Here is a 20,471-nt window from a genome sequence, read left to right as displayed (position 1 = left end):
ATTTCGCGAATAATCAGGCTTTTCTTCTAGTTTTAGCGCTTTTCTTCTAGTTTTGTCGGGGTGGCAGGAGTTCCCAACTCAGTTGTAGAAACTTAAGTTTCAAGACTTATATAGAGATCTTTGAGTGTAGCTCAAAGTCTCTCAGCTGAGGGGAGTGAACAGGTTGAGCCTGCAAATTGAATTCGAGCAAGGCCGAAGAGCGCTGATTGTTAGATTGAAAGGCGAGCTGGACCACCATACTGCCGATGTCGTCAAAGCCAGGATGGAGGAAGCGATTGCCAAAGAGCATACGCATCACTTGATCCTGAGTTTGAAAGATCTTACGTTCATGGACAGTTCAGGTCTAGGCGTCATTCTCGGTCGCTATAAGCAAATCACGAGTAAAGGCGGCAAGATGGTCGTATGTGATGTTTCGCCTGCTGTCTATCGCTTGTTCGAGCTCTCCGGAATGTTCAAGATCGTATCAATTCAGGATAACGAACGTAATGCAATGTCCAGTTTGGAGGTTGCACTATGAGTGAGCACAATTTTATGACGCTGCAGTTTGCCAGCCGTTCAGAGAATGAGGCCTTTGCACGTGTCGCTGTTGCTGCTTTCGTTTCACAATTGGATCCAACCTTGAATGAACTAACCGACATCAAAACGGTGGTTTCAGAAGCTGTGACGAATTCGATTATTCATGGGTATAACAATAAACCGGATGGTGTCATTACCATTACAACGAAAATTGAGGATGACGTAGTTCGAATTACGATTGAGGATCAGGGCTCAGGCATAGATGATTTGGAACAAGCGAAACAGCCACTCTACACATCCAAGCCAGAACTCGAACGTTCCGGTATGGGATTCACGATTATGGAAAATTTCATGGACGAAGTGGAAGTTGTGACGGCCGTCGGAATCGGAACCAAAATAAACATGTTGAAGCGAATTGAATCTAAAAAAGCTTTATACAATTAGGGGTTTGATCTATGGATGTCGATCTGAAGCATGCTTCTCACAGTTATTTAGACGATTCGGAAGTCAAACGGTTAATCGCCCTCAGCCAATCCGGAGATGGACTCGCCAGAGAAACACTCGTCAGCTGCAATATCCGCTTGGTCTGGTCTGTGGTTCAACGCTTTTTGAACCGGGGATACGAAGCCGAAGATTTGTTCCAGATCGGTTGCATCGGACTGCTCAAGTCCGTTGATAAATTCGATCTGTCCTATGATGTGAAGTTTTCAACCTATGCGGTGCCGATGATTATCGGCGAAATTCAGCGCTTCCTTCGGGATGACGGAACACTCAAGGTTAGCCGTTCGCTCAAAGAACTGGCTAATAAGATTCGCAAGACGAAGGACGAGTTATCGAAAAGGCTTGGCAGGCTTCCTACGATTAAAGAGGTGGCAGAAGAGCTTATGATCACGGCGGAGGAAGTTGTTTTCGCGCAAGAAGCGAATAAGCCGCTTTCATCGATTCATGAGACCGTTTTTGAAAACGACGGTGATCCCATTACGTTAATGGATCAAATCTCCGACGAAAGCGGAGAGAAGTGGTTCGAGAAGCTTGCGCTTAACGAAGCTATAGGGACGCTCTCCGAGCGGGAGCGGCTCATTGTCTACCTCCGCTATTTCAGGGATCAAACACAGTCGGAGGTCGCTAGCAGACTGGGTATATCCCAAGTGCAAGTATCGCGATTGGAAAAGAAGATTTTGCAATCAATCAAAGATCAGATTGCGCAATAACGGTGTTAACCATGAAATAACCGTTCTCCATCAGGAGGACGGTTATTTTTTGTGCGTAGAGACATTTGCAAGATTTATGTATAATAAGTACTGCCAATATCGGTACGGATTTTTCTGAAAGCGAGAAATTATCATCAATGCTTGTATCAGTCGAGGAGTGAATCTAGTTGTACGGGAAATGGAAGGATTCGTGGTTATTTAATGTACGAAAGGATGTTTTATCAGGGATAACAGTGGCTTTGGCATTAATCCCCGAAGCGATTGCTTTTTCCATTTTAGCTGGGGTAGACCCGATGGTTGGCTTGTACGCTTCATTTATCATTGCGATAGTGATCTCATTCACCGGTGGCCGGATGGGGATGATTTCCGCAGCAACAGGCGCGATGGCCTCTCTAATGGGGCCTTTGGTAGCGAAGTATGGCATTGAATATCTATTCGCCGCCAGCATTTTAACGGGGATCATTCAATACCTCATGGGTGTGTTTAAGTTCGGTAAATTTATCACCTTCATTCCGCATTCTGTTGTTATCGGGTTTGTAAATGCCCTTGCCATTATTATTTTCATGGCTCAGCTCCCTAGTTTTGCAGGTGCCAATTGGCAGATGTACGCTATGGTCGCAGGTACCTTGGTCATCGTGTACGGACTGCCGCGGATTACCAAAGCCGTCCCTTCTGCGTTAGTCGCGATTATTGTGATGACCATCATTTCGATCAATTTGCATCTGGATGTGCGCACAGTAGGAGATATGGGGGAAATCACGCAGACACTGCCGTTTTTCCATATACCTGATTTCCATCTGTCACTGCAAGCGATCGGGGTGATTCTACCGATTTCCTTGGCTTTGGCGGTGGTTGGTATTACAGAATCCTTGATGACGGCTACGATCGTGGACGAAATGACGGAGACAAAAAGCGATAAAAACAAAGAAGTTCGTGGGCAAGGGATCGCCAATGTGTTTTCCGGTTTTTTTGGCGGAATGGCAGGTTGTGCGATGATCGGTCAAACGGTGATTAATGTGAAATCAGGAGGAAGGTCCCGTCTATCCACCTTTGTATCCGGCGTGTTTTTGCTATTTTTGATCATGGTGATTGGTAATGTCGTGAAACAAATTCCGATGGGGGCATTGGTCGGGGTCATGTTCATGGTCTCCATAGGCACTTTCGATTGGAAATCCCTGAGAACCATAGCCAAAATTCCAAGAAGCGACGCGTTAGTCATGGTGATCACTGTCGCCATCGTTGTTGCAACGTCCAACTTAGCCATTGGGGTCTTGTCCGGGGTTACGTTAAGTGCTCTCATTTTTGGTTGGAGATCGGCAAAGATTAAAGCCTTTACCTCAATAGACGCTAATGGAGCCAAAATATATCGTGTTTCCGGCCAGTTATTTTTTGGCACAATGACTTACTTTATTGATTTATTCGATTATCGAAACGACCCTGAGACAATTACGATTGATTTTAGCAGCTCTCACGTCTGGGATCACTCCGCTGTTACGGCTATCGCTAAAACCATTGCAAAGTATGAGCAGCTGGGCAAAACGGTGATTTGCATTGGATTGAATGAGGAAAGTAAGCTTTTGGTGAAACAAGCAAGCTAAATATGTTGTAATCGCTACTTTTATAGAAATGAAAAAGAGCCGCTTTTTACCCGTTGATCCACTGGGTATGGCGGCTTTCTTTTGTTCACTTATACGCCTATCGTGCAGAATGTCTGTTGTCGGAATAGAATCTTACGCAGTAAATTCCGCATAAGCCGACGATGGTATAGATGATGCGACTTAAAACCGAAGATTCCCGATGTGAATCCCCACCAAATATAGCTGAAACTAAATCCCATTCGAAGAGCCCAACTAAAAGCCAATTCAGCGCACCAATAATCACTAGTGTTAACGCTACTTTTGCCATGTTATCACCTTCTTTGTATGGAATAAGTTATCGTTATTCATTTCTTACTATGCCAATACGGGGAGGGCTTTATTCCTGGAGAATTTACCATTGAAGCGGGTGATTATGGGTAGGAAACATTTTGCATACTACTCCTATACATGGATGATACCCGTAAGTATTGAAGGGAGTGAGACCATGGCTAAGACTGGAGCTCCATACCTGTATATCCGGCTCAGGCGTAAAGCGAGTGTTCGCAAAGGAAGTGTCGTAAAGTTGCGGCATATCGCGCAAATTATTGTGGAACCTGACTATGAAACAGCCTTGAACGAGCTGATTATTCATAAGCCGCAGCAGGAGGATGGCAACCGCGTCCTGATTGATATGATGCTGATTGTGCGAAAAGTGAAAGAGCGGCACCCGGAGCTGCAAATTGAGCATTTTGGGGAACCTCATGTGCTCCTTGAGATTTTTTCTGATAATAAAAAAGCAAGCCCAGTACTCATCGGATTGGTATGGCTGCTGCTGTTCATCGGTTCAGGGCTAGCCATCATGAATTTCCATGCCGATGTCTCCATGCTGGAGGTTCACCAGAGGATCTACGAGCTGATGACGGGTAAAAAGGTAGAGCATCCGCTCATTCTGCAAATTCCGTATTCCCTCGGCATAGGTGTCGGGATGGTGATCTTCTTCAACCATTTGTTTAAAAAGAAATTTAATGAGGAACCAAGTCCGCTAGAAGTCGAAATGTTCATGTATCAGGAGAATATAAACCATTATGTGATCACCGAAGAGTATATGAAAATTCATGAGGAAGGGGAGTCGAAGGGATGACTCTCCTTGGAGAAGTCCTTCTGATTGCTTTTATCGGTTTAGCGGGAGGAATTGCCGTGGGCAGCGGCATGGTGGCCTTCCTTGTCGTTCTGGACATTATTCCGAGGTTGGCGCAGATCACACGAACATTCTCAAAAATACGTGCCTATGAAGCTGCGGTTGTGTTAGGTTCCCTTTTGTTTACTTGGGTGGATTTTAGCGATATGAAGGTGCAGCTATTTCCAATAAGCGCTTCGCTCGTGGGACTATTTGCCGGCTGTTTTGTAGGGATGTTAGCAGCTGCGCTTACTGAAATTATTAATGTGCTGCCGATTCTTGCCAAGAGAGTGGGTATGGGTTCCTATATGATTTTGCTGCTGATGGCGATGATATTCGGCAAAGTGTTTGGATCCTTGTTTGAGTGGTTGTTTTATTAAGGAATGAAGGAGGCGCACGGACATGAAAGTGATCGTCAAAACAGGGAATGACCATGAACATGAACACGATAATGTGAACGAATCAAAAGAAAATTTAGATAAACTGGCGATTGATGAGGAAGGGAATTTATCCGAGTATAATCCAATCACGAATATGACGCCTGAAGAAAAAGAGTTGAAAATTCAGGAGGACATTCCGGATAACTTAGAGGATGTAAAACGAGTTCTGGAGGAGCGCGTTGGCCTCAATCGCAGCTTTGATCTTGTGCTTAGGGAAATGGTTTTCGGGTCCAAAAGAGTAGGGATCTTCTACTGTAACGGGTTCGTCAAGGATACAGTTTTATCCGATATTCTGACACGCCTTTCCTATGCCGGTGAAAAAAGTGTTAACCACCACACGGTCGAATCTTTCATGGATTATCTAATCCCTCATAATCAAGTCAAGTCCTACAAAAAAATGTCCGAAATCGTAGGGCAGGTGCTCATGGGTGGAACCGCACTCTTCATTGAAGGAGAAACGGCAGCCATCGCCATCGACGTTAAGAGCTATCCCGTTCGATCCATCGGCGAGCCGGATTTGGAGCGGGTTGTCAGAGGCTCAAGGGATGGTTTTGTCGAAACCTTATTATTGAACGTAACACTCGTTAGACGAAGAGTGCGCGATGAGCGGTTGAAACTGGAGATTATGCAAATTGGCAAACGAACGAAAACGGATGTCTGCATCGGTTATATCAACGATATTGCGAATGCGGATTTGGTCGATGCGATTAAAGAGAAAATTAGCGAAGTGAAGTTGGATGGTCTCCCCCTTGGCGAAAAGCAGCTGGAGGAAGCTATCGTTAATAAAGGCTGGAACCCGTATCCGATGGTGCGTTACTCAGAGCGCCCCGATGTTGTGTCCGCGCATTTGATGGAAGGACATGTGTGTTTGTTTGTAGATACGTCCCCAAGCGTTATGATATTGCCAACGACCTTCTTTCATCATGTGCAGCATGCAGAAGAATATAGACAAACGCCATTTATCGGCACTTATTTAAGGTGGGTGCGGTTCGCCGGTATTATGTCTTCCATTTTCCTGCTTCCGCTTTGGTTTATGATGGTGATGGATCCTTCTTTAAAACCTGCCGGACTTGAGTTTCTTGGGCCGCAGAAAGAGGGGACACTGCCGCTGCTAGTTCAATTCCTAATCGCCGATATTGGGATCGATCTGATGCGGATGGCCGCGGTGCATACCCCGTCTCCGCTCGCCACCGCCATGGGCTTGGTAGCAGCCATTCTGGTGGGGGATATAGCCGTTAAGACAGGTTTATTCATTAATGAAGTGATCCTGTATCTGGCTCTTGCCTCCATTGGGATGTTTGCTACACCAAGCTATGAACTAGGGCTTGCTAACCGGATCATACGGCTAGGACTGCTCATTGCCGTGGCTATCTTCCATGTCCCGGGTTTTGTTGTTGGATCGACGTTGTGGCTGCTCTGGCTGGCTACAAGAAAGTCCTTCAATGCCCCTTACATGTGGCCGCTCATTCCTTTCAATGCGAAAAGCTTCTTTGCGATTCTTCTTCGCCGTCCTGTACTGGCAGCCAAAACGCGGCTAAGCCTTACAAAACCGATTGACGGCACACGTCAACCCAAATCGTAATAAACTAAAAGGACAAGAGCATTCATCTTGTCCTTTTTACGATTTAGGGTAGCAAGGATATTGTCAAATGCGCTTTTCCTATGTTAATTTAAATAGTAATGCGCATTCGGCCGTTTGAGCGAAATATGAGCAGCAGCAGGTTCAGGGTGAGGGGGAAATGAAGCTATGTATTTGCATGGTACAAGTAAAATTAACGGTCAAGGTCACCTTGAAATCGGTGGTGTCGACGCAACGAAGCTGGTTGCTGAATATGGGACACCTTTATATGTGTTTGATGAAGCTCTTGTGCGTGAACGTTGCCGCGAGTTTGTAGATGCTTTCAAAGCGTCCGGTCTCAAATTCCAAGTGGCTTATGCGAGCAAAGCTTTCTGTGTGATGGCGATGTGCCGCATTGTTGAAGAAGAAGGCATGTCCCTCGATGTTGTATCGGACGGCGAGCTGTATACGGCTCTTCAAGCCGGGTTCCCGGCAGAGCGGATTCATTTCCACGGCAACAACAAAACAATTGACGAGATCGAGATGGCGATTGATGCGAAAATCGGCTGTTTCGTTGTAGATAATTTTATCGAGCTTCAAATGCTGAACGCCATTGCCGGTGAGAAACGTCAAAAAGTGAAGATTTTACTGCGCATCACACCTGGTGTTGAGGCACATACACATGAATATATTTCCACAGGCCAAACGGATTCCAAGTTCGGTTTCGATCTAGGCAACGGTTCCGCATTCCGCGCGGTGGAAGAGGCTTCCAAGCTGAGCCATTTGGAACTGCTCGGTATTCATTCTCATATCGGTTCGCAAATTTTTGAAGTGGAAGGCTTCCGCATGGCTGCCGAGAAAATGGCCAGCTTTGCCGTTCAAGTTCGTCAAGAAATTGACGTAACGTTCAAAGTCATTAACCTTGGCGGAGGCTTCGGTATCCGTTATGTGAACGAAGATACTCCGCTTCCTGTGTCCGTCTATGTGAAAGCTATTACGGATGCGATTAAAGACAATTTCGGACGCAACGAATATCCGCTTCCCGAAATCTGGGTGGAGCCGGGCCGCAGCATCGTTGGAGATGCAGGAACAACTTTGTACACCGTTGGAACGGCGAAAGATATTCCTGGCGTTCGTAAATATGTATCTGTCGATGGCGGAATGACGGATAACCCGCGCCCAGCCTTGTATGAGGCCGTGTATGAAGCTATGCTGGCGAACCGCGCAACCGAAGAGCCAACCGAGCTCGTATCGATTGCAGGCAAATGCTGTGAGAGCGGAGATATGCTGATCTGGGACGTGAACCTCCCGAAAGTGAACTCGGGCGATGTGCTTGCCGTCTCTTGCACAGGCGCATATAACTATGCGATGGCAAGTAATTACAATCGGATTCGCCGTCCAGGCGTAGTTTTTGTGAGCGAGGGGCAAAGCGATCTCGTCGTGAAGCGCGAGACGTTCGACAATATTGTCGGGAACGATCTAATTCCAGCAAGAATGAAACAAGTGAGCAAAACGGTTTAACATAGCATACAGCTGGATTTCCAGGCTGAGTAAGGGCTATCCCTCAGTTCTTCAGGACTTGAGGGATAGTTTTTTTGGCTTGCGGGAACTAGCTTTCTATACTCAACTGAAAAGGCAAATTTGTGAAATGCATCTTTTCATAGTAGAATAAGATATTATTGTCTAAAGGAGTGGACCACAATGGCCAAACAAGCAAAAATTAAACTAGCAGGCGGTGGCGAAGTTCTAATCGATCTTTTCGAAAAAGACGCGCCTAATACCGTTGCCAATTTTGAAAAATTAGCAAACTCCGGTTTCTACAACGGACTTGTTTTTCATCGCGTAATCCCAGGATTCGTGGCACAAGGCGGTTGTCCATCCGGCACAGGAACTGGTGGCCCAGGCTACCAAATCAACTGTGAAATCAACCCGAACAAACATGAGCGCGGCTCCTTGGCTATGGCTCATGCAGGCAGAAACACAGGTGGAAGCCAATTCTACATCGCTTACCAACCACAGCCTCACCTTGATGGACAACATACTGTATTCGGTAAAGTGTCCAAAGGTATGGAACTAGTTGATGCTTTCAAAGGCAGAGACTTGATGGAAAAAGTAGAAGTTGTAGAAGTTTAATACGAAAACATCGAAGAGCCTGCTGACAATCGTCAGCAGGTTTTTTTATTAGAGGGAGCTGCAGTATGGTGCTTCAACGGGAGCTGCGGGACGTAAGCTAACGGACAGAGATGACCATATTTCACAGAAATAAGGCTCTATGAAAATTTAACGGACACGAGAGCCGCTATTTACGATCATTGCGATAAAAATGGCCGTGAATTGACCCGATAACGACTCTGGAGTCCGTTAGAGCTGAGAAATGCTGATTTAACGGGAATAGCGGCTGTGAGGTCCGTTAAATGAAGGCAGAACTTGCGCACGCGATGCCAGTATTTTCCATTCAGAAGGGAGGGAACATTAGGTTAACATAGGCGGAATCGGGTTGAGGCGGCGCAAAAAGAGTCGGTTTTTGTAGGGCGAGGTAAAATAGACCTTGCTTTTTCGATGAGTGAGTGATAAATTTTTCATAAGTTACTTTTCATATGTGTGCAAACCTTCGGGGCGTGGTGAAATTCCACACCGGCGGTGATTTGATAGCAGGCTGGTTTGGCTGCTTTCGATTAGTCCGTGACCCGTTTTGAAGCTAGCGGTACCTGACATACAGCTTCGCTACGGCTGACCCGGTGAGAATCCGGGACCGACAGTATAGTCTGGATGGGAGAAGGAATACGCGAACATTAGATTCGCTATGCATACTTGTACATTTTTTCACGAGAACAAAAATTCGGCAGGTCTATGCTTTGGCATGGATACGTCGTGCTTGTTTGATTTGATCAAAAATGCAGCAAGTGTGGATGGATGAAGCTTCTTCGTGTTACCTAAACAATCTCTGGCCCCTATCCGATATGCGGAGGGGTCTTTTTGCATTCTATTTCAAAATAGCTTGGAAAGGCAGTGAACACACATGCATGTCTTGAATGATGAAGCTTATATGAGGCTCGCTCTGCAAATGGCTGAGAGTGCTCTTGGCCAAACAGGGATTAATCCGGTTGTTGGATGCGTTCTGGTAAAAGACGGGCGTATCGTGGGGATGGGAGCGCATCTGAAGCGCGGACATGGCCATGCTGAGGTTCTTGCTTTGCAGATGGCTGGCGAGGAAGCCAAGGGCAGCACGGCGTATGTCACACTTGAACCGTGCAGCCACTTCGGCAAAACGCCGCCTTGCAGCGACCGTCTCATTGAGGCCGGTGTTGCGCGCGTTGTCGTTGCGGGTACCGACCCGAACCCGCAGGTTGCGGGCACGGGAATCGCCAAACTGCGTGCCCATGGCATAGACGTGTCCGTCGGGCTGCTGGGAGAGGAAGCCTCGGCCATGAACGAGGCTTTCAATAAATACATCGTCACGCGTATGCCTTTCGTGACGATGAAAACAGCGAGCACGCTCGACGGCCGCATTGCCTCGAAAACAGGCGACAGCAAATGGATTACGTCGCCTGCATCGCGCGCATTCGTGCATACCCTGCGCCATCGGCATCAGGGGATCATGGTCGGCGTCGACACCGTCATCGCCGACGACCCGCGCTTAAGCGCGCGCGGCGACGTACCGGCTGTACAGCCGGTACGGATTGTCGCGGACTCGCGCTTGCGAGTCCCGCTGGGCGCCCAGGTGCTCACCGAGCAGGATCGTCAGCCGACGATCCTGCTCGCCACCGCACAGGCGCCCGCAGAGCGGCGTGCCGCGCTGGAAGCGCGCGGCATCACGGTCCTCACCTGCGGAGACGGCCCGCAGGTGGATCTGACGCTCGCCATGAAGCAGCTCGGCGAGCGAGAGATCGGCTCCATCCTCCTCGAGGGTGGAGGTAAGCTTAGTGGCGCCATGCTGGAGCGGCGCCTGCTGGATAAGCTGGTGCTGATGTTTGCGCCGAAAATTATCGGCGGCGGGCAAGCAGCACCTATGAACATCAGCTTCGAAGGCTTCGCGAAGATGGATGACGCAATTACGCTCGACCGGTTAAAGGTCGAGCAGTTCGGACCGGATGTATGCCTAACCGGGTATCCGGTTTTTAAGAGCTAACGAATGGAGGGCTGTCATGTTTACCGGCATTATTGAAGAAATCGGCCACATGCGCCGCATTCATAGCGTAGGTCAAGCTATGGTATTAACGATTGGCGCAAGAAAGATCCTTGAGGATGTTCATCTAGGAGACAGCATTTCGGTGAATGGCGTTTGTCTGACGGTCATTTCGTTTGACAACGAATCTTTCTCCGTAGACGTGATGCCGGAAACTTACCGCAAGACGAATTTGCGCAAGCTGCAAGCCGGAACGCGCGTGAATTTGGAGCGAGCGATGGCGGCGAACGGCCGTTTCGGCGGTCACATTGTGCAAGGACATGTAGATTCAACAGCAACGATTATTTCGCGGATTCCAGAAGAAAATGCGGTTGTTTATCGGTTCGAACCGGAGGATAAACACATTTTCCGATATATTATAGCTGGCGGCTCGATCACCATTGACGGGATCTCCCTTACGGTTGTCGATGTCACAGAACGCGATCTGGCGGTTTCCATTATTCCGCATACACTGGCTCAAACCGTTCTGCATGATAAAAAAGCAGGAGATACTATTAACATGGAATGCGATGTTCTGGGCAAATATATGGAACGACTGCTAAAGTTCGGTCCTGCTGATGCCTCAGCGGGTAACGGTAAAAAGCAAAGTACGCTATCAGCAAGCTTTCTGGCGGATCATGGCTTTATGTAAGGGTAATTAGCTTACAAAGATAGTTCGGTTAGGAGAGGTGAATATGACAGAAATAAAATTCAGCACGATCGAAGAGGCACTGAAAGATCTCAGTTTAGGGAAAGTAATTATCGCTGTGGATGACGAAGATCGCGAGAACGAAGGGGATTTTATTGCACTGGCGGATAAAACGACCCCGGAAGTGATTAATTTCATGATCAAAGAAGGCCGCGGGCTAGTTTGCACGCCGATTACGGAAGAACGGGCGAAAGAGCTTGACTTGCCGCCGATGGTCGCTAGAAATACCGATTATCATGGCACTGCCTTTACCGTTTCTGTAGACCATGTTGAGACGAGTACGGGGATTTCCGCACATGAGCGTTCAAGAACGGTTATGGGCTTGATCGATCCGGATACGAAACCGCAGGATTTCCGGAGACCAGGTCATATTTTCCCGTTAATCGCCAAAAAAGGCGGCGTACTTCGCAGAGCCGGACATACAGAAGCAGCGGTTGATTTGGCTGTTTTATGCGGCTCCTATCCTGCCGCAGTCATTTGTGAAGTCATCAAGGAAGACGGAACGATGGCTCGGGTTCCAGACCTGATGGAAATCGCTAAGAAACATGAGTTGTGCATCATTACGATTCAAGATTTGATTCACTATCGCAATCAACAGGAGAAATTGGTTGAGCGTGAAGTTGAAATTAAGCTGCCTACGCATTTCGGCACTTTTAAAGCAATCGCCTATACGAATCAACTGGATAACAAAGAGCATGTTGCCCTTGTCAAAGGAACAATTGATCCTTCCAAACCAACGCTGGTTCGTGTGCATTCCGAGTGTTTAACTGGCGATGTTTTCCATTCACATCGCTGCGATTGCGGTCCTCAACTCGATGCTGCATTAAAACAGATTGATGAAGAGGGCAATGGTGTATTATTATATATGCGACAGGAAGGTCGCGGCATCGGTCTGATCAACAAATTAAAAGCTTATGCTTTGCAAGAGCAGGGATTAGACACTGTAGAAGCGAATATTAAGCTTGGATTCGCTCCAGATCTTCGTGATTATGGCATTGGCGCGCAAATCTTGAAAGATCTTGGCATTACGCAGCTTCGCTTGTTAACGAACAACCCTCGCAAAATTAAGGGTTTGGAAGGCTACGGCCTCGAGGTCGTTGAACGCGTTCCGATTCAAATGGCAAGCAAAGAGGATAACGTAAATTATTTGCGGACCAAAAAACAAAAGCTAGGCCACATGCTGAGCTTCCATGATTCCGGCAGCGGGATCTGATCTTTCCACTTCAAATAACGGTTTTTATATAGAAAAGGAGAATTTAATCATGGCTACAATTTATGAAGGACATTTAGTATCGCAGAATTTGAAATATGGTATTGTCGTAGGTCGTTTCAATGAATTTATTACTTCCAAATTGCTTGGCGGCGCGCAGGATGCTTTGAAACGCCATGGCGTGCAAGATAGTGAAGTGGATATTGCTTGGGTACCGGGCGCGTTCGAACTTCCGCTTATTGCTCAAAAAATGGCGGAGAGCGGGAAATATGATGCTGTTATTACCCTCGGCGCTGTCATTCGTGGTTCAACGCCTCACTTTGATTATGTGTGCAGTGAAGTTGCAAAAGGTGTATCTGCCATTAACTTGAAAACAGGCATTCCAACAATCTTTGGTGTTTTAACGACAGATTCCATCGAGCAAGCTGTTGAACGCGCGGGAACGAAAGCAGGCAACAAAGGTTGGGAAGCGGCAGTAACGGCAATTGAGATGGCCAACTTGACGAAACAATTCACTTCCTAATGCTTTCTTATTATCATCTGGAATCACTGCTTCCCAGGCTGCTCGCTTTCCTGATTGCTATGACGCTCCATGATGCTGCACATGCAGGAGTTGCTTGGCTGCTCGGTGACCGGACAGCCCGGGACAGCAAACGCTTATCGCTTAACCCCTTGGTACACTTAGATGCCTTGGGGTTGGCGATGATTGTTTTTGGTCCATACGGCTGGTCGAAGAAAATGCCGGTAGAGGCTATGCAGTTTAAAAAGCCAAAACTTTATCTTACAATTGTGTATGCAGCAGGTCCTTTTACCAATTTGCTGCTCGCTTTGTTTTTCTGGTGGCTCTACTTCTTTCTTCCTGCCTTTTTCGGAGGAGCATCCGAGTCGATCACCGTGGAACAATGGCGAGTCTATTTGCAGTACGGCGTCATTGTCAATCTCATGATTTGTCTTATACATATATTACCGCTTTATCCGCTAGATGGTTGGTATATCCTTAAAGGCCTTATTCCTTCGAAAAATCAAAGATGGATGGACCGCAATCAGCTTTATGCACTTTTTCTTGTCATTGTTTTGATGATTACACCTATCGGCCAATGGGCGCTGGAACGTATTTATCCGTTTGCCGCACAGTTTGTTATGAATATATTTTCACTATGACAAGGGGGAGATGACATGAAAGTTACCTATAAGTTAGAAGCTTTTGAAGGCCCCCTTGATCTTTTGCTTCATCTTATCGATAAAAATGAACTCGACATTTATAATATTCCTGTCAAAGAAATTACAGATCAGTATTTAGCTTATGTACAAGCCATGCAAGAGCTGGAGTTGGAGATTACAAGTGAGTTTCTAGTGATGGCCGCTACACTTCTCTCAATCAAAAGCAAAATGCTGCTGCCTAAGCCGCCTGTTATTGAATTTGACGAATATTTTGATGATATGGAAGACGAGCTTGATCCTCGTGCAGAGTTGGTCGCTAAACTTATTGAGTACAGAAAGTACAAGTCTATCGCAGATATGCTTAGAGATAAAGAAGTAGAGCGGAGCCTGGTGTATACCCGTGAGCCTGAGGACTTGACGCCATTCCTGCCGCATGTGCAGGAGAACCCTGTTGAAGGGTTGGACGTTGCTGATTTGCTATTCGCTTTTCAGCGTACGCTTCGCAAGCTTGTGAACCGTAATATTGTTACTAGAATTCGAAGAGACGAAATTTCCGTCAAAGAACGGATTAGAGAGGTTATAGATTTGCTAAAAGTGAAAGGCGGCAAACTGCTTTTCTCGAAATTATTCGATTATGAAATGACTCGAGAAGAGATCGTCGTCACGTTTTTGGCCATTCTTGAATTGATGAAAATGAAAAAAGTCGTATGTTATCAATATCAATTATTTGAAGATATCGTGATTCAAGCCAAAGAGGAGGTTTCAGACATTGACACTCAGTTTTCCACAGATGAAATCGATTATTGAGGGACTCCTCTTTGCCTCTGGTGACGAGGGATTGGATGCCAAACAAATAGCTGAGGTCATGGAGCTTGATTTGTACATTGTTCGCGACTTGCTTAAGGATATGCGCACGGAATTTAAACGCAAGGGAAGGGGAGTCCAGATCGTTGAGGTAGCCGGTGCTTACCAGTTAACGACTTTGGCTGAGCATGCGCCATATTTTGAGCGACTGGCTTATACACCATCACGTTCATCCTTATCGCAAGCTGCACTTGAGACCTTATCCATTGTTGCTTATAAACAACCCATTACCAGAGTAGAAATCGAAGAGATACGCGGCGTGAAATGTGATCGCGCTTTGGCTACACTTGTAGGTAAAGATCTCATATTGGAAGTCGGACGCGCTGATGCGGTAGGGAAACCGATCTTGTATGGCACATCCAAACAATTTCTTGAATATTTCGGGCTCAGCTCCATCCAGGAACTACCGGATTCAGGCAGCTTCCAAGGGGAATTTGATCTGGAAGAAGAAACTCGCATGTTGTTTGATCGGATGGGCGGGGATCAGAAGCAGATTACACTCGAGGATGTTTCGGAGGAAACCGAGTAACGGTAAATGCATTTCATTTCCTAAATTAGCTCATACTAACTCTACTTGCCAGAAGATATCTTCCGGCTGTGGAGTTTTTTTGTTAAGGGGGAGAATGGGGTTGTTGTGGGTAGGATTCGTGCTTCTAATCGTCATCCTTGCCATTATCATTGTGCTGCTCAGTTTCATTCGGGGAGAGTTCTATTTCTCCAGAGTGAAAGATAATGACACACTTACTGTGGAGATGCGTGCTTTATTTGGATTAATCCGTTATCGCTATGTCATCCCCATCATCCAGTTCAAGGGATTCACGAAAGGGATCCTGGTTAAATCGGAAATTGTGAATAAAACATATGCAAAGCTGAAAGATGAGAGCAAGGATCACATTACGAAGGACAAAGTAATTCAATTTTATAAAGAAACCAAAGATTTGCTTGTTCATACGCTTAATTTGTATGATTGGACGAAGCAGACTTTAGCAAGAGTTGAGTGTACGGAGTTAAAATGGGTAACGCGCGTCGGTGTGGGAGATGCTCCGGAAACCGCTATTACGACGGGAGCCATCTGGGGGATTAAATCGTCGCTCTTAGGCTTTATAATGCGCTATGTTCAGGTGAGGGCAACGCCGCGGGTAGACGTGATTCCGCAATTTAATGAGAAACACTTCTCAACGGAAGTACGGGTCGCCGCCCGAATCCGCGTCTGGCATATGGTTTTTGCAGGCGTCAGGCTGATGGTCAGGGCTGCTAAAGTAAAAGGCGGCCTACGCACCTGGATTCAGTTGGCTCTGAAAGCAAGGTCAAGATTTAAAACAGCTTCGTGATGTACATAACGATATTCCTCTAAGGGTACTCTAAAAAAGAACCAATATTGGTCTTAGACACTTAAGCTTCCGATGCCAGTTTTTAATGGCGAAAAACGCTAAGGAGGAATATTATCATGTCAGAACACCCGATTCAAGGACTCATGAAAGTCGCCATGGAAAATATCAAGGAAATGGTCGACGTTAACACGATTGTCGGAGACCCTGTTGAAACCCCGGATGGCAGTGTCATTATGCCGATATCCAAAGTCGGTTTCGGATTTGCAGCAGGCGGCAGCGAGTTCGTGACCGATTCCGAAATTGAGATTGAAGGCGGATCGATGGGCAAAAGCGATGCGCTGAACGCGAAGGTTGCCCTTCCATTCGGAGGAGGCAGCGGCGGTGGGGTCTCGATTACACCAATTGCCTTCCTCGTTGTTGGCAAAAATGGCGTTAAAGTTGTTCCTCTCGACAACCAAACGCATATTCTGGAACGCCTCATAGATTCTGCGCCGCAGGTTGTAGATCGTATTCAAAGCATGGTCAAGGGCTTTAACACGAAAGCGGGCACAGTCGGAACCAACGGCGCCAACAACGTAACGAATATCGAGAATCAAAATTTCATCGTATAAGAATCGGTTCGTCTGGGCTGTCCTCTGTGACAGCTTTTTTTTTTGTCACAAACGCCGCCTTTTGTAATTAACAGGACTTGGACATATCCCCATTTCATAAGCATATACTTGTACAAAGTTTTTGTCTTGTCTATTTGGTAAGTAGGGGGATAACGATGAAGAAAAGAGTCGGGTTCATCATCTTATGCAGCGCATTGATCAGTCTATTGCTCGCACCTTGGGCGCAAGTGGAAGCAGCGCCGCCAGGCATTCGTACCAATGCGGTTGGTGCCTCGCTCATTGACGTGGAGTCTGGACGCATCCTTTATAGTGAAAAAGGGGACACGCCTATGCGGATTGCCTCCTTGACCAAAATTATGACAGCCATTATCGCGATTGAACAAGGGAAGTTGAATGATAAAGTAAAGGTTAGCAAAACAGCTTTCGGCAAAGAGGGCTCATCCATTTACCTGAAGCTGGGCGAAGAGATGAGACTACATGATATGCTGTATGGCTTGATGCTGCGCTCGGGGAATGACGCAGCTACGGCCATTGCCGAATATGTAGGCGGAAGCGTGGAAGGCTTCGTCTATCTGATGAACGAGAAAGCGCGTTCTCTTGGCATGGATCATTCGCATTTTACGAATCCATCCGGACTTGATGAAGGCGAAGGGCACCGTTCCAGTCCTAACGATATGGCCAAGCTTACGGCTTATGCGCTCAAGAATCCGGTGTTCAAGGAAATTGTTTCGACTAAGCTGAAAAAGGTACCAAACCCGAACGAAGCTTGGGATTATTCGTGGTTGAACAAAAACAAGATGCTCTCTCTTTTTGAAGGAGCTGACGGTGTGAAAACAGGGTATACGAAGCTTGCTAAACGCTGCCTTGTTTCTTCAGCGACCAGGAACGGCCAACAACTCGCCGTCGTCACGCTTAATGATGGCGATGATTGGGCCGATCATGCAAGGCTGCTGCAATACGGTTTTACATATTATCCGCTGCAGACGATCGTCAACAAAGGCGATGCCGTTGAAGGAACGCCATGGGTAGCAGGTAGAACGTTCTCTTACCCGCTAGCGGAAGGCGAAGCGGCTCAGTTGACGCATCAAGTGAAACTGGTCGACCCTTCTTCCACGGCATACCGGTTGGCTGAGCGGGGGAGCATACAGTTTTCATTGCAGCAGCAACTGATTCAATCAGTGCCGCTATACGATAAAGCGAGTCCATTATTACAAGCGCAGAGCCAGTCCACGTTCTCTTTTCAAGAGAGTAAGCCATATCAAGAAACGCTGCTCACCCATTATAGCTTAATTTGCCGGATGTTAATTCAGGAGTTGTTTTCAATCTCTAGATCAGAGTGGGCGGACTAGAGGGCTCACAAGGAGGCCATCGATATGGTGAATTGGATTTGGTTGTTTTTTATCGTCATCGGCTTCGTTGTTGCTGCTTTGAATGGAAATGTTGAAGCCGTTACGCAAGCTGCTTTCGACGGCGCGAAGAGTGGTGTGACGGTCTGCTTCGGACTCATTAGTGTGCTTGTTTTTTGGATGGGGATGATGCGAATTGCCGAGGATGCCGGTCTTCTGAGCAAGCTTGCCAGATTATTGCAGCCTGCGGTGCGATTTTTGTTTCCAAGCGTCCCCAAAAACCATCCGGCTATCGGTTATATCATGTCGAATATGAGCGCTAACATTTTAGGTCTGGGCAATGCGGCAACGCCAATGGGGATTAAAGCCATGCAAGAGCTGCAAAAGTTGAATGCTGATAAAGATACGGCAAGTACAGCCATGTGTACGCTGCTTGCGCTGAATACGTCAAGCATCACGTTAATTCCTACAACGTTAATTGCCATACGTATGAATTACAATTCCGTCAATCCTGCAGAGATCGTGGGTACGACGCTGATTGCTACGATAATCTCGACGGCTGTTGCTATTTTTGTGGACCGATGGTACCGAAGGTCTCGCTCACCCATCCCTCCGCTGAAAGGATGATTCCGCATGTATGCCTTCGTTTCGCTCATCTCGGCATGGGCTATTCCCATCATGATCGTGTTCATCCCTTTATATGCGGCCTATCGTAAGGTGCCTGTCTATGAATCGTTCGTTGATGGCGCCAAAGAGGGCTTTGATACGGCGATTAAAATCATTCCGCATCTAGTCGGTATGATGGTCGCCATTTCCGTCTTCCGTGCTTCGGGGGCGATGGATTTGTTAATCGGCTGGATGCGGCCATTCTTTGAAAGCATCGGAGTTCCTACCGAAGTGCTGCCGCTGGCGATTCTACGACCGATCACAGGAGCTGGTTCGCTCGCTTTTACGACCGATTTGATCGAGCAATTTGGTCCGGATTCGATGATTGGCCGAATTGCTTCTACCGTTCAAGGCAGCACGGATACAACCCTGTATGTAATTACCGTGTATTTTGGAGCGATTGGCATTCGTAAGGCAGGATATGCCTTGAAGGTCGGGCTTATTTCAGACATTGTCGGCTTTGTTGCATCGATTGTCATCTGTTATTTAGTGTTTAGCTGAACCGGCGCTCTTGTGATTTGCAGTCAACTCCGTTATCATTAGCTTGAGGTGAAAGCGGATAATGGAAAGACTGCAAAAGGTATTAGCCGAAGCGGGGGTCGCATCCCGCCGGAAATGTGAAGAAATCATCACTGCGGGGCGTGTACAAGTGAACGGTGAAGTTGTCACGACGCTTGGCGTTAAGGTGAACCCGGCTGAGGATGAAATTAGAGTCGATGGAAGAGCTATCGGCCAACAAAAGAAGATTTATGTGATATTACATAAACCGAAGGGTGTCATTACAAGCGCGACGGACCCTGAGGGACGTAAAGTGGTTACAGACTTCTTGCCAGGCATAAAAGAACGCGTGTATCCAGTCGGACGATTGGATTATGATACGGAAGGCTTGCTCATTTTAACCAATGACGGGGAATTTGCTCATCTGCTCACGCATCCTAAACATCATGTGCCGAAGACGTATCAAGCAACTGTCAAAGGAGTGCCGCACGGGACGTTATTAGACAAGCTAAAAACGGGCATACAGTTAGAAGACGGGATGACAGCGCCGGCTGAGGTTGAGTATGCGGATGTGAATTTAGAGAAGAATGAGTCCGTCATTCAGATAACGATCTACGAAGGCAGGAATCGGCAAGTGAGACGGATGTTCGAAGCGATTTCCTTCCCGGTGATTCGATTGAAACGGATTAAATTCGGTCCAATCTTTCTTACAGGGCTGCCAAGAGCGAAGTTTCGCCACTTGACGCCCAAAGAGGTTGAAGAGCTTAGGAACGAGGCTCTCAAGACACATAACGTTCAAAAAGGCCAATAAGAATTGGCCTTCTTTTCGTTATAATAAAGGTATTACCCTATGTGAAAAATCTAACATAGCTAAAGAAAAAGTGAAGGTGATTAATCGTGGGTGCAAGAAAGAAATGGGTACAGATCGGGATCTTTGCGATCGTGCTTATTATTGGCGTGTTTACCATTATTACGAATTTGTCGGCTTCTGATAGTAAAAAATATCCCCAAGTTGGCGACAAAGCGACGAACTTCTCATTAGTCGGCTTAGATGGCAAGACGCATGAGCTATCGGAATACAAGGGAAAGCCGGTTTTAATTAATTTCTGGGGTACTTTTTGTCCGCCATGTAAAGAAGAAATGCCTGCTCTGCAAAAGCAGTATGACAAATGGAACAAAGAAGGCGTTATTTTCTTGGAAGTCAATGTCGACAAAAACAAAGTGACCGTTCAAGGTTTCATGGATCAGTATAACTTGAATATGCCTGTGCTGCTGGATGCGAAGGAAGTTGTACGCAAGCAGTATGGCGTAATGGACTATCCGACGACCTTCTTTATCGGCGCAGACGGCAAAGTAGCCGTCAAAAAAATTGGGCAAATGACCGAAGCTTTTGTCGATGAAACGCTTTCGAAGCTTGCCGTTAAGTCTTAA

General features: G+C 46.8%; 24 protein-coding genes and 1 riboswitch. Of the genes, 23 read left to right on the top strand and 1 reads right to left on the bottom strand.

The window, feature by feature from the left end:
- The first annotated feature begins 163 nt into the window (after nucleotides 1-163).
- The 4 genes from spoIIAA to ACUN27_RS23135 all read left to right on the top strand — a co-directional run bounded on the left by spoIIAA (nucleotide 164) and on the right by ACUN27_RS23135 (nucleotide 3,325).
- Nucleotides 164-517, top strand: a complete 354-nt coding sequence (spoIIAA, locus tag ACUN27_RS23150; RefSeq protein WP_127458238.1) for an anti-sigma F factor antagonist — start codon at nucleotides 164-166, stop codon at nucleotides 515-517.
- The gene (gene spoIIAB / locus ACUN27_RS23145; RefSeq protein WP_127458239.1) at nucleotides 514-960 is read left to right on the top strand and encodes an anti-sigma F factor; all 447 of its coding nucleotides are present in this window, start codon (nucleotides 514-516) and stop codon (nucleotides 958-960) included. The genes spoIIAA and spoIIAB overlap by 4 nt, the downstream gene beginning before the upstream one ends.
- 11 nt (nucleotides 961-971) lie before the next feature.
- Complete coding sequence (sigF, locus tag ACUN27_RS23140) at nucleotides 972-1,727, top strand: RNA polymerase sporulation sigma factor SigF (RefSeq protein WP_029192952.1); 756 nt, start codon at nucleotides 972-974, stop codon at nucleotides 1,725-1,727.
- Between the two features lie 167 nt (nucleotides 1,728-1,894).
- Nucleotides 1,895-3,325 (top strand): SulP family inorganic anion transporter, encoded by a 1,431-nt coding sequence (locus ACUN27_RS23135; protein ID WP_445559642.1) that lies wholly within the window; start codon nucleotides 1,895-1,897, stop codon nucleotides 3,323-3,325.
- Between the two features lie 97 nt (nucleotides 3,326-3,422).
- On the opposite strand, the gene ACUN27_RS23130 is transcribed toward ACUN27_RS23135, so the two are convergent.
- Nucleotides 3,423-3,632, bottom strand: a complete 210-nt coding sequence (locus ACUN27_RS23130; protein ID WP_315949186.1) for a DUF378 domain-containing protein — start codon at nucleotides 3,630-3,632, stop codon at nucleotides 3,423-3,425.
- A gap of 177 nt (nucleotides 3,633-3,809) precedes the next feature.
- On the opposite strand from ACUN27_RS23130, the gene ACUN27_RS23125 reads away from it, so the two are divergent.
- From ACUN27_RS23125 to resA, 19 genes are all read left to right on the top strand, one after another.
- A complete protein-coding gene (locus ACUN27_RS23125; RefSeq protein WP_315949188.1) occupies nucleotides 3,810-4,445 on the top strand; it encodes a stage V sporulation protein AA in 636 nt (211 codons plus the stop codon).
- On the top strand, nucleotides 4,442-4,861 hold the full coding sequence (locus ACUN27_RS23120; protein WP_315949189.1) for a stage V sporulation protein AB: 420 nt from the start codon (nucleotides 4,442-4,444) through the stop codon (nucleotides 4,859-4,861). The genes ACUN27_RS23125 and ACUN27_RS23120 overlap by 4 nt, the downstream gene beginning before the upstream one ends.
- A 22-nt stretch (nucleotides 4,862-4,883) precedes the next feature.
- Nucleotides 4,884-6,503, top strand: a complete 1,620-nt coding sequence (locus ACUN27_RS23115; protein WP_445559641.1) for a spore germination protein — start codon at nucleotides 4,884-4,886, stop codon at nucleotides 6,501-6,503.
- A gap of 165 nt (nucleotides 6,504-6,668) precedes the next feature.
- Nucleotides 6,669-8,000, top strand: coding sequence for a diaminopimelate decarboxylase (lysA, locus tag ACUN27_RS23110; RefSeq protein ID WP_315949192.1), 1,332 nt, complete (start codon nucleotides 6,669-6,671; stop codon nucleotides 7,998-8,000).
- 180 nt (nucleotides 8,001-8,180) lie between these two features.
- On the top strand, nucleotides 8,181-8,612 hold the full coding sequence (locus tag ACUN27_RS23105; protein WP_167053691.1) for a peptidylprolyl isomerase: 432 nt from the start codon (nucleotides 8,181-8,183) through the stop codon (nucleotides 8,610-8,612).
- A gap of 470 nt (nucleotides 8,613-9,082) precedes the next feature.
- Nucleotides 9,083-9,264: riboswitch (FMN riboswitch) on the top strand.
- A 234-nt stretch (nucleotides 9,265-9,498) separates the two neighbouring features.
- Complete coding sequence (gene ribD / locus ACUN27_RS23100) at nucleotides 9,499-10,608, top strand: bifunctional diaminohydroxyphosphoribosylaminopyrimidine deaminase/5-amino-6-(5-phosphoribosylamino)uracil reductase RibD (RefSeq protein ID WP_315949195.1); 1,110 nt, start codon at nucleotides 9,499-9,501, stop codon at nucleotides 10,606-10,608.
- 16 nt (nucleotides 10,609-10,624) lie between these two features.
- The gene (ribE, locus tag ACUN27_RS23095; protein WP_315949196.1) at nucleotides 10,625-11,296 is read left to right on the top strand and encodes a riboflavin synthase; all 672 of its coding nucleotides are present in this window, start codon (nucleotides 10,625-10,627) and stop codon (nucleotides 11,294-11,296) included.
- Between the two features lie 43 nt (nucleotides 11,297-11,339).
- Nucleotides 11,340-12,566, top strand: coding sequence for a bifunctional 3,4-dihydroxy-2-butanone-4-phosphate synthase/GTP cyclohydrolase II (locus ACUN27_RS23090; RefSeq protein WP_445559640.1), 1,227 nt, complete (start codon nucleotides 11,340-11,342; stop codon nucleotides 12,564-12,566).
- A 49-nt stretch (nucleotides 12,567-12,615) separates the two neighbouring features.
- Complete coding sequence (gene ribH, locus ACUN27_RS23085) at nucleotides 12,616-13,086, top strand: 6,7-dimethyl-8-ribityllumazine synthase (protein WP_315949200.1); 471 nt, start codon at nucleotides 12,616-12,618, stop codon at nucleotides 13,084-13,086.
- Nucleotides 13,086-13,724, top strand: coding sequence for a site-2 protease family protein (locus ACUN27_RS23080; RefSeq protein ID WP_315949201.1), 639 nt, complete (start codon nucleotides 13,086-13,088; stop codon nucleotides 13,722-13,724). The genes ribH and ACUN27_RS23080 overlap by 1 nt, the downstream gene beginning before the upstream one ends.
- Nucleotides 13,725-13,739: 15 nt before the next feature.
- Nucleotides 13,740-14,531, top strand: a complete 792-nt coding sequence (locus ACUN27_RS23075; protein ID WP_315949202.1) for a segregation and condensation protein A — start codon at nucleotides 13,740-13,742, stop codon at nucleotides 14,529-14,531.
- Complete coding sequence (scpB, locus tag ACUN27_RS23070; protein ID WP_315950364.1) at nucleotides 14,515-15,117, top strand: SMC-Scp complex subunit ScpB; 603 nt, start codon at nucleotides 14,515-14,517, stop codon at nucleotides 15,115-15,117. The genes ACUN27_RS23075 and scpB overlap by 17 nt, the downstream gene beginning before the upstream one ends.
- A gap of 100 nt (nucleotides 15,118-15,217) precedes the next feature.
- Nucleotides 15,218-15,919: a DUF2953 domain-containing protein gene (locus tag ACUN27_RS23065; RefSeq protein WP_315949204.1), complete on the top strand. Its 702-nt coding sequence runs from the start codon at nucleotides 15,218-15,220 to the stop codon at nucleotides 15,917-15,919.
- A gap of 116 nt (nucleotides 15,920-16,035) precedes the next feature.
- Nucleotides 16,036-16,530, top strand: a complete 495-nt coding sequence (ytfJ, locus tag ACUN27_RS23060) for a GerW family sporulation protein (protein WP_315949206.1) — start codon at nucleotides 16,036-16,038, stop codon at nucleotides 16,528-16,530.
- Between the two features lie 155 nt (nucleotides 16,531-16,685).
- Nucleotides 16,686-17,879 (top strand): D-alanyl-D-alanine carboxypeptidase family protein, encoded by a 1,194-nt coding sequence (locus ACUN27_RS23055; protein WP_326063873.1) that lies wholly within the window; start codon nucleotides 16,686-16,688, stop codon nucleotides 17,877-17,879.
- A 24-nt stretch (nucleotides 17,880-17,903) separates the two neighbouring features.
- Complete coding sequence (locus ACUN27_RS23050) at nucleotides 17,904-18,503, top strand: nucleoside recognition domain-containing protein (RefSeq protein WP_127451185.1); 600 nt, start codon at nucleotides 17,904-17,906, stop codon at nucleotides 18,501-18,503.
- A 6-nt stretch (nucleotides 18,504-18,509) separates the two neighbouring features.
- Entirely contained in the window at nucleotides 18,510-19,043 is a 534-nt protein-coding gene (locus ACUN27_RS23045; protein ID WP_127451186.1) for a spore maturation protein, read from the top strand.
- Between the two features lie 61 nt (nucleotides 19,044-19,104).
- A complete protein-coding gene (locus tag ACUN27_RS23040) occupies nucleotides 19,105-19,851 on the top strand; it encodes a pseudouridine synthase (protein WP_127451187.1) in 747 nt (248 codons plus the stop codon).
- A gap of 86 nt (nucleotides 19,852-19,937) precedes the next feature.
- Complete coding sequence (gene resA / locus ACUN27_RS23035) at nucleotides 19,938-20,471, top strand: thiol-disulfide oxidoreductase ResA (RefSeq protein ID WP_445559639.1); 534 nt, start codon at nucleotides 19,938-19,940, stop codon at nucleotides 20,469-20,471.

It is taken from the genome of Paenibacillus sp. WC2504, assembly GCF_052682475.1.
Note: the sequence above shows the minus strand (reverse complement) of the source record. Positions and strands in the feature narration are given on the sequence as shown.